Origin of the sequence: Streptomyces sp. NPDC059816 (assembly GCF_042732055.1) — a bacterium.
Taxonomy (GTDB): Bacteria; Actinomycetota; Actinomycetes; order Streptomycetales; family Streptomycetaceae; genus Streptomyces.
In genome coordinates this window covers 83726-92038 of sequence record NZ_JBHWIQ010000012.1, presented here as the reverse complement: position 1 = coordinate 92038, position 8313 = coordinate 83726, and the positions used below count along the sequence as shown (strand labels likewise).

The window sequence follows — 8313 nt, the reverse complement described above, 5'->3', positions numbered from 1 at the left end:
GCACCGGAGTGCGGGCCCGACGCCACCCCCGCGCGGGCGGGGGCCGTCTCACCGGGGGGTGAGGTGATCGTCACGGGGTGGGTCCTCGTGGGTGGGGGCGGGGTGCGGGTCAGGAACCGTTGCCGGCGGGGGCCTTCTCGGGGACGCCCTTCACTCCCTTGCCGGCGACCGCGTCGGCCAGCATCGGCACGTAGCGCTCGATGGCCCAGGGGATGGACAGCACGCTCGGACCGCTGGTCGCCATGCCGAGGGTCGGGTCCTGGACGAAGGCGTAACGCCCCGCCTTGATCGGCTCCCAGCGGGTGAACAGCGGGTCCTTCAGGCTGTGCTTGACCTCGCCGTCGCCGTTGGCCCAGGCCACGAAGACGTCGGCCTCGATGGTGTCCAGCTTCTCCAGGCTGACGCCGCCGTACCAGTTGGTGCCCTTGGCGGTGTCGGCGATCTTCTGCATCGAGGGGGTGTTCTTGAAGCCCATCTCGGTGAGCAGCCGGACCCGCGGGTCGTAGTTCAGGTACAGGCCCAGCTCGGTGGAGCCGGGGGCCAGGCCGAGCCCGTAGGCGAAGGTGGTGTCCTTGAACTCCGGGTTGTCCCGGGCGACGGCGGCGAGCTGCCCCTCCACGTCGTTGACGAGTTCCTCGGCCTTCTCGTTCTCGCCGAGCGCCTTGCCGATGGTCTGGGTCATGCTCTGCCAGGTGCCGCCGTCCCAGGGCTTCTTCAGGTACGGGAGGGTGGGCGCGATCTCGCCCAGGCGCTCGTAGTCGACGTCGCTGAGACCCGAGTAGAGGCCGACGATCAGGTCGGGTTCGAGGGAGAGGATCTGCTCGAAGTCGAGTTCGCCCGAGTCGCCCTGCTTGAGGACCTCCGGCATCTTCCCGCCGAGCTTCTCGACCTGGGTGCGGAACCAGGGGGTGTGGCCCTCCTCGTCGCCGCCCCACTGCTCGTCGACGCCGACGGGGACGACGCCGAGCGCGGCGACGACGTCCGGGGACATCCAGCTCAGGGCGACGACCCGCTGGGGCTTCTCGGTGATCTCGGTGCTGCCGTGGGCGTGCTTGATGGTCACCGGGAAGGCGGCGGAGCCCGCGGCGGCCTTGTCCTTCTTCCCGGATTCCTTGTCGGTGCCGCCGCCGGATTCCGCCGTACCGCCTCCGCAACCGGTCAGGACGAGCGCGGCGGCGAACGCGAGCCCCGCGACGCGGGTCCACGCCCCGCGTCGGCGGGCGGCGGGAGCGGCCTTCGGTTCGGCCGTGGGCAGGGACATGCTTCTCCTCGGTACTGCGCACCGCGGGGCGGCACGACGACGGGCGGAATGGTGAAAGCCGGACGCCGCGGTGCGACACGCGTGCCTACGGCTCCGCGCACCTCAAGTTAGGCAACCCTCACTTCGCTCCACGCTAGGGAACCGGAGGGCCGTCGGGCGTCGCGCGACGGCCAGGGTGCGTCGCGAATCGGCCACCCGCCGATCGGGGGGTCAGGAGGCGGAGGCGGGCAGCGCCCGCAGGTACTCGGTCGGGCTGCTCCCGGTGATCCGCCGGAAGGCGGCGCTGAAGGCGCTGGTCGTGGAGTAGCCGCAGCGGTGCGCGACGAGGTTCACCGGCTGCCCCTGACTGAGCAGGGTGATCGCGGCGGACATCCGCACCAAGGCGCGCCAGCGGGTGAACGGCATCCCGATGTCCTGGGCGAAGGCCCGGGTGACCGTCCGCACGCTCAGCCCGTGGCGGGCCGCGAGGACCTCCAGCGACAGATCGCTGTCCGGGTCGCCCAGCACGTCGTGGGCGAGGGACCGGATGCGCCAGTCCTCGGGGACCGGCACGTCGAGGGCGGGCAGCGGGTCGTCCTGGAGGTGCTCCAACACGACCCGCTGGGTGCGCAGCCGCAGGTCGTCGTCCATGGCGGTGGCGTCGAGGTGGAGCAGCATCTCCTGGAGCGCCCGCCCGACCCGCAGCGCGCGCGGCGCCGACCAGTCGCGGGGCGCGGCGGACCGGGTCACGTACGTGTAGCAGGCGACGCTGCCGGGGTCGGAAGCGGCGGCGTGCGGGGTGCCGGGCGGCACCCAGACGCCCTGGCCGGGCACGAGTCGGCGCACGGTGGCGGGGGTCCACAGGGTCATCGAGCCGCTGTGCGGCCAGACGAGGAGGGCGTCGGTGTGCGTGTGCACGCCGGGGTGGGCCGGGCCGTTCGGCTCGTTCCCGTCGAACACGGCGGTGGTCAGGAGGTAGGGCGGCTGCACCTCGGCCCCGCCGATCGCTGGGTCGGACCAGCGGAGCGGGGGCCCGGGGGGCGGCTCGCCCCACGGGCGTCCTGAGATCGCAGCAACCGGCATGAAGTTAGGTTAACCTAAGTAACCGTACGGATTCCGCCACGGGTGCGCTGTCTTTCGCGGGGTGCGTGGGTGGCTCCTGCGGTGCGTTGTCCCGTGCGGGTGCGGGGTGGTTGCTCGCGCCGTTCCCCGCGCCCCTATCGGGGCACTCCTCCCCCACCACCGAGAGGCACCCCCAAGGGGCGCGGGGAACTGCGCAAAGCAACCGCGCACCCGCCCAGGACCGCACACCGCCAGGTGCACGCACCCAAGGGGCGCGGGGAACAGCGCGAGCAACCAACAACGCACCCGCAGCCGAGCACCCACCGCAAGAGGCACCCCCAAGGGGCGCGGGGAACGGCGCGAGCAACCACAACGCACCCGCACGGGACAACGCACCGCGCGACACCAGCAGCAGCAACAGCTACTCGTCGAAGTGAACGGTCCCGTCCTCGTCCATACGAGGATGCATCCGCTCGGGCCCGTACGCATCGACGTCGGAGGCCCGAGCCCCCTCGGGCCCGTCCTCCCCCCACCGAACCATCCGCTCGATCCGGCACACCCGGAAGTGCTCACCCCCGACCCGCACCTCGTCCGCCCGGGCCGCCGCCCGAAACCGCTCCGCGGCCCGCGCATAAGCAGCCGTCCGCCGCGCGTCGAGCCCCATCGCCCGCGGCCAGAAGTCCCTCAGCGCGTCGAACAGGAGCCGACGCGCATCGTGCGGGGTCGGCGCCAGCGCGCCCCGGGGCCGCCACCGCTCGCCCTGCCGCTCGGCCACACAGAACCCGACCGGGAGCAGCGCCACCTCGGGATGGGTCCGCACGGCCCGGGCGCTGTCCTCGCGCATCTCCCGGGAGAAGGACGTCCCCTGGTAGCAGAAGTCCCGCAGGGCCAGCTTCAGGGCCTCGGCCATGAGCCCCCGTTCCCGTGCGGGGTCGAGTGCGGTGCCCACCTCGGGCAGCGGAGTGCCTTCCTTCGGGAACTCCCAGGAACGGTCCGCGGGTTCGGGGTCGGTGGACCGCGGGGGCTCCAGCCCTTCGGCGCCGCCCCGGGCGAACTCGTCGCCGCGGACGACCCGGTAGCGACGTCCCAGCACCGCCACCTCGTTGACCGGCTCGCGCTCCAGCACCGCTACCGCGGCGAGGAGTTCACGCCGGGCGGCGGGGTCGTCGGTGTCGTCCTTGGCCTTGAACCACAGATGGGAGTTGAGCGAATCCCGGGCCTCCTGCGGACGGCCGGCGATCACCGGCGTGAGCACGCTCCACCGCCGCTCGCCGTCGGGTTCCTGCACGGCGAGCCCGAAGACCGGCCCCCGCAGGAGCAGGTGCGGATAGCGGTAGGACGCCTCCACCGCATCCGCCTCGGTGACCCACTCGGCGGGGTCGTCCCGTTGGACCAGGCCGTCGTGCACCCGGTCGAGCTGTCGCTTCCAGTCGTCACCCATGCGCACATTGTGGTGAGGCCGGCGGGGCCACCGACCATATCGGCGCAACTGACCGGACCTGTTCGCCCCGTGCCCGTCTTCGCACGTCAGCCCGGGGGCGCGGGCCGAACCCCCGCTCCGGCGCACGGGGGTGGCGCACGGGAACACCCGGAGCGCGACGGATCCGAGGCTGCGGACGCGCTCTCATACGAGGCTCGAACAATGGGTGAGCCCTCTCTCACACCGGGCCCCGAGAACCCCCTGATTCCCGGCAAATTCCCCGCCCGGCTCCCCCCGTCCTCCCAGGTGGACACGGTCCACGTCCGCCCCTTGCACCCCCCGCGCGCCCCTACGCGCCCCTACTGAACAGATACCTCGCTCACCACGTATCTCCTGGCAGCACAGGTCGTGCGCCCGGGAGTTGCCGAGCCGAAAACCTCGCCCACAACGACCGAAACTCAACTCCCGGATGACCCAAAGTCCACTTCAGCCGCATACGACATGAGAATCCTCTCCTCTTTTCCGTCACCTGTTTGATTGGACTGGACACTCTCCCTATGAGACTCAGGAAGGCCAATCTGGCGATCACGGTGGTGGCAGCCCTCGCGGGTGCCGGCATGGTGGCCGGGCGGGCCCTCGTCGACGGGAGCGAGCCCCTTGACCTGGGGCCCGTGATCGACGTGAGTGGACCCGAAGCCAGCGATGTCGCCCCTTCGCAGACGGTCTCGCCGCCCCCCATATCGCCCCAGGGCCCGAAGACCCCCCTACCCGACCCCAGCAGTACGGGGGTGAGGGCCACCCCCAGCGCGTCCTCGCTCCCGACGGCCGTGCCGTTCCCCCCGGGGCACCGTGCCGGATCGAGCCCCTCGGCCACCGGACCGCCCGGTGGCCGCCCCGTACCCACCCCCACCCCACCCCACAGCGCCAACAGACCCCCGTTCCCCGACGATGACCTGAGCGAGGACGACGAGGACGAGGGCCGTGGCGACAGCGACGAGAACGATGACGTGAGCATCGGCGAGAGAGAGGAAGGAGGCGACGACTAGGAGTGCGTAGGCACACCGCCAGCGCCCGATCGAGGATCGTGGGCTGGATGATGCTCTTGGTGGGTGCCGCGATCGCGGCACCCACCGTCGGCCTCATCGTCGTCTGGCAGGCCCAGCTCGACGCGAAGCTCGACGACCAGTTGCAGCGCGAGGTCGAGAACCTGCGTCACTTCGCGAAGCAACGTGACCAGAACGGCCAGAAGTACACCGACGGTTCGGTGCTGCTGATGCGGTTCATGACGGTCAACCTCCCCAACCGGGACGAGACGTTCTTCAGCATCGTCGACGGCCGGGCCGATCGGCGCAGCCCGAAGGACCCGCCCCTGCGGTTGGACAACAAACCGGAGGTGGTCAGCAAACTGGCCGCGCTCAGCGGGGCCAAGACCCAGACGGGCTGGCTGGACACCTCGAAGGGCCGGGTCCGCTACGGCGTGGTGCCGGTCCGGGTCGCCGGGGACACCCGGGACATCCGGCTCGTCCTGCTCGAATTCCGCGACCGGCAGCTGGCCGAGCAACGGCGGCTGGCGAAGATGCTGTTGGCCACCGGGCTCGGGGCACTCGTCTTCGCGGGCCTGGCCAGTTGGCTGGTCGCCGGACGGGTGCTCGCACCGGTCCGGTTGGTCCGCCAGACCGCCGCGCGGATCAGCGAGTCCGACCTCACCCAGCGGCTGAACGTGGCCGGGCACGACGACGTCGCCGCCCTCGCCCACACCTTCAACCGGATGCTGGACCGACTGGAGCAGGCGTTCACCGCGCAACGCCGGTTCCTCGACGAGGTCGGCCACGAACTGCGCACTCCCATCACGGTGGTGCGCGGACACCTGGAGCTGATGGACGGCGTCACCGCGGGCGGCGTCCGCGGCACCACCGCCTGGGAGGGCCAGGTGCCGGTGCTCGACGCCTGGTCACCCTGGAACGGCGGCCCCCGCGAACTCGGACCGGAGGACCGGGCCGCCACCCGGGCCCTGGTCCTGGACGAGCTCGACCGGATGAGCCGGATCGTGGACGACCTCCTCACCCTCGCCAAGGCGGAACGACCCGACTTCCTCACGATGGGTGAGACCAACCTCACCGATCTCATCGTGGACGTCGTCGCCAAGGCCCGGGCGCTCGGCAGCCGGCACTGGCGGGTCGCCGCGGTCTCCGAGGAGACCGTGCTGGTGGACGGTCAGCGGCTCACCCAGGCCCTGATCCAACTGGCCGCGAACGCCGTACGGCACACTCTGGACGGCGATCTCATCGAGATGGGGTCCACCATCCGGGACGACCGGGTGCTGTTGTGGGTCCGGGACACCGGGCCGGGCGTCGGACCGATGGACAAGGAACGGATCTTCAACAGGTTCGCCCAGGCCAATCTGATCGGCGCGGCGGGCAAGTCGGGTTCCGGTCGGGCGGGCACGGGCATCGGGCTCGGACTCGCCATCGTCCGGGAGATCGCCGAAGCACACGGCGGCACCGCCTGGGTGGAGGACGCCCAGACCGGCGGCGCCCGCTTCGTGCTGGATCTGCCGGCCTACTACCCCTGGGAGGAAGGACACCATGCACCGGATTCTCATAGCGGAGGACGAGGCGGGAATCGCCTCTTTCGTGGAAAGAGGCTTAAGGGGATATGGGTTCGCTACCTCCGTGGTGGGTGACGGACTGTCCGCCTACGAACAGGCCAGGGCGGGCAACTGCGACCTGATGATCCTGGACCTCGGGCTGCCCGCGGTGGACGGTCTGACCGTGCTGCGGAAGCTGCGCGAACTACGGGTGACCCTGCCCGTGGTGATCCTCACCGCCCGCGACAGCGTCTCCGACGTCGTCGCCGGACTGGAGGGCGGCGCCGACGACTACGTCTCCAAGCCGTTCGCCTTCGAGGAGTTGCTCGCCCGGGTGCGGCTGCGGCTGCGGGCCGAGGGCGGGCCGGAGGGTTCGCTGCTGCGGGCCGGCGACCTCGTCCTGGACCTGCGCACCCGACGGGTCCATGTGAACGGACGGGTCGCGGAGCTGTCCGCCCGGGAGTTCGCGCTGACGGAGGTGTTCATGCGCAACCCGGACCAGGTACTCACCCGGGAACAACTCCTCAGCCGGGTCTGGGGGTTCGACTACGACCCCGGATCCAACATCGTCGACGTGTACGTACGGTACGTGCGCCGCAAGCTCGGGCCCGACCGGGTGGAGACGGTACGCGGCGTGGGCTACCGGCTGCGGGCCTGACCGAGCCCGAGCCACCGCCCCGCGCCGGGCCCCGTCCCGCCGCACCCCTCTTACCCCCCCCTGCACCACCCCCCTGTACCTCCACCCCCACCAGGGCCCGAACCCCACCCCCGAAGGGCCCGTCCCCTCACGCCACCGGGACCCGGCACCGCCCGGGTCCGGTGTCCCTCGCACCACCGGAACGTGATTCCCCGTCACGTCGCGGCGGACCGGAGCGGCCCCTCCCGGAGACCCCGGCAGGGGCCCCGCCCGCCGACGCACCGCCGACGCACCGCCCCCGGCCCGCACCGGCCCACCCACGCTCGCCCCGAGGGGCGTTCGACCCCCCGCGAGCACCGTGTCCCAGCCGGCGGACCGCCCCGAAACCACCGCCACCGCACAGCATCGGACAGCCCATGTCCGTGCCCACTCACCTGGGCGGACACCCGCTCTGACAACGTTGTCGGCCCGGTGAGAGGTCTCTCACGGCGATCTCACGGGTGACTCATCACCTACCCGCATGCTTCCGGGCCAAGACATCCACCCCCGGATGTCCCAACTCCCGCAGTGGCCATAGCCTTTCACAGGCTGCGACCACTGGTTCAGCCAGGAGCACCCCATGAAGAAACTTCTCGACAACGCACGCACCTTCCAACAGCGTGTCGCGCCGGAGAGCGAGATGTACCGGCAGTTCGCCGCCGGTCAGAGTCCCGGGACCCTCTTCATCACCTGTTCCGACTCGCGGATCGTGCCCTCGCTCATCATGGGCTCCGCGCCGGGCGAGGTCTTCGAGCTGCGCAACGCGGGCAACATCATCCCCCCGTACCGGCCCGGGCGGCAGTCCGGTGAGGCGGCCACCGTCCAGTACGCGGTGGACGTGCTGCGGGTGCAGGACATCATCGTCTGCGGGCACTCGCACTGCGGCGCCATCGCCGCGGTCGCCCAGGAGCAGGACCTCACCGCCCTGCCGAGCGTGGCGGAGTGGGTGTCCTTCGCCCGTCCCGGACTGGCCCCGATCCTCGGCAGCCCGCCCGAGGACCCGACGCTGTCGAACTTCGTGCAGACCCACGTCGTCTCCCAGTTGGAGACCCTGCGCGGCTACCCCGAGGTGCACACGGCCGTGGCGGACGGGCGGCTGAGGCTGCACGGCTGGTTCTACCGCGTGGACACCGCCGAGATCCACGAACTCGACGAGAACGACGGCGCCTTCCACCGTCACTGAGCTCGGAGCCGGGCCGGTCCAGGGGCCCGGCGGACGAGGCGCGGGGCCAGGGCTCAGGCCCCCGTCCGCCCGTCAGGACCCCGGATGCGGCTCGGCTCCGGCGGGGCTCCCGCGCCCCGCACCGGTACGGGACGGACCACGCCCC

7 protein-coding genes are annotated in these 8313 nt (G+C 71.5%); 4 read left to right on the top strand and 3 right to left on the bottom strand.

Translation table 11 applies throughout. The features are described from left to right. Positions 1 to 109 precede the first annotated feature (109 nt). From ACFV88_RS17790 to ACFV88_RS17780, 3 genes are all read right to left on the bottom strand, one after another. Positions 110 to 1261: an iron-siderophore ABC transporter substrate-binding protein gene (locus tag ACFV88_RS17790; RefSeq protein WP_385492020.1), complete on the bottom strand. Its 1152-nt coding sequence runs from the start codon at positions 1259 to 1261 to the stop codon at positions 110 to 112. A 210-nt stretch (positions 1262 to 1471) separates the two neighbouring features. Then, positions 1472 to 2323: a helix-turn-helix domain-containing protein gene (locus tag ACFV88_RS17785; protein ID WP_385492017.1), complete on the bottom strand. Its 852-nt coding sequence runs from the start codon at positions 2321 to 2323 to the stop codon at positions 1472 to 1474. 400 nt (positions 2324 to 2723) lie between these two features. Then, on the bottom strand, positions 2724 to 3743 hold the full coding sequence (locus tag ACFV88_RS17780; protein ID WP_385492014.1) for a DUF5954 family protein: 1020 nt from the start codon (positions 3741 to 3743) through the stop codon (positions 2724 to 2726). Between the two features lie 536 nt (positions 3744 to 4279). Here ACFV88_RS17780 and ACFV88_RS17775 point away from each other — a divergent pair. From ACFV88_RS17775 to ACFV88_RS17760, 4 genes are all read left to right on the top strand, one after another. Continuing rightward, a complete protein-coding gene (locus ACFV88_RS17775) occupies positions 4280 to 4768 on the top strand; it encodes a hypothetical protein (RefSeq protein ID WP_385492011.1) in 489 nt (162 codons plus the stop codon). Between the two features lie 47 nt (positions 4769 to 4815). Continuing rightward, complete coding sequence (locus ACFV88_RS17770; protein WP_385492008.1) at positions 4816 to 6405, top strand: ATP-binding protein; 1590 nt, start codon at positions 4816 to 4818, stop codon at positions 6403 to 6405. Beyond that, positions 6308 to 6967 (top strand): response regulator transcription factor, encoded by a 660-nt coding sequence (locus ACFV88_RS17765; RefSeq protein WP_385492005.1) that lies wholly within the window; start codon positions 6308 to 6310, stop codon positions 6965 to 6967. Before ACFV88_RS17770 ends, ACFV88_RS17765 begins: the two co-directional genes overlap by 98 nt. A 598-nt stretch (positions 6968 to 7565) precedes the next feature. Next, positions 7566 to 8168: a carbonic anhydrase gene (locus ACFV88_RS17760; protein ID WP_385492002.1), complete on the top strand. Its 603-nt coding sequence runs from the start codon at positions 7566 to 7568 to the stop codon at positions 8166 to 8168. Positions 8169 to 8313 lie beyond the last annotated feature (145 nt).

Bases quoted from the DNA above. Each gene is read 5' to 3' on its own strand.
- ACFV88_RS17790 (WP_385492020.1), bottom strand. From the start codon at position 1,261: ATGTCCCTGCCCACGGCCGAACCGAAGGCCGCTCCCGCCGCCCGCCGA.
- ACFV88_RS17785 (WP_385492017.1), bottom strand. From the start codon at position 2,323: ATGCCGGTTGCTGCGATCTCAGGACGCCCGTGGGGCGAGCCGCCCCCC.
- ACFV88_RS17780 (WP_385492014.1), bottom strand. From the start codon at position 3,743: ATGGGTGACGACTGGAAGCGACAGCTCGACCGGGTGCACGACGGCCTG.
- ACFV88_RS17775 (WP_385492011.1), top strand. From the start codon at position 4,280: ATGAGACTCAGGAAGGCCAATCTGGCGATCACGGTGGTGGCAGCCCTC.
- ACFV88_RS17770 (WP_385492008.1), top strand. From the start codon at position 4,816: ATGATGCTCTTGGTGGGTGCCGCGATCGCGGCACCCACCGTCGGCCTC.
- ACFV88_RS17765 (WP_385492005.1), top strand. From the start codon at position 6,308: ATGCACCGGATTCTCATAGCGGAGGACGAGGCGGGAATCGCCTCTTTC.
- ACFV88_RS17760 (WP_385492002.1), top strand. From the start codon at position 7,566: ATGAAGAAACTTCTCGACAACGCACGCACCTTCCAACAGCGTGTCGCG.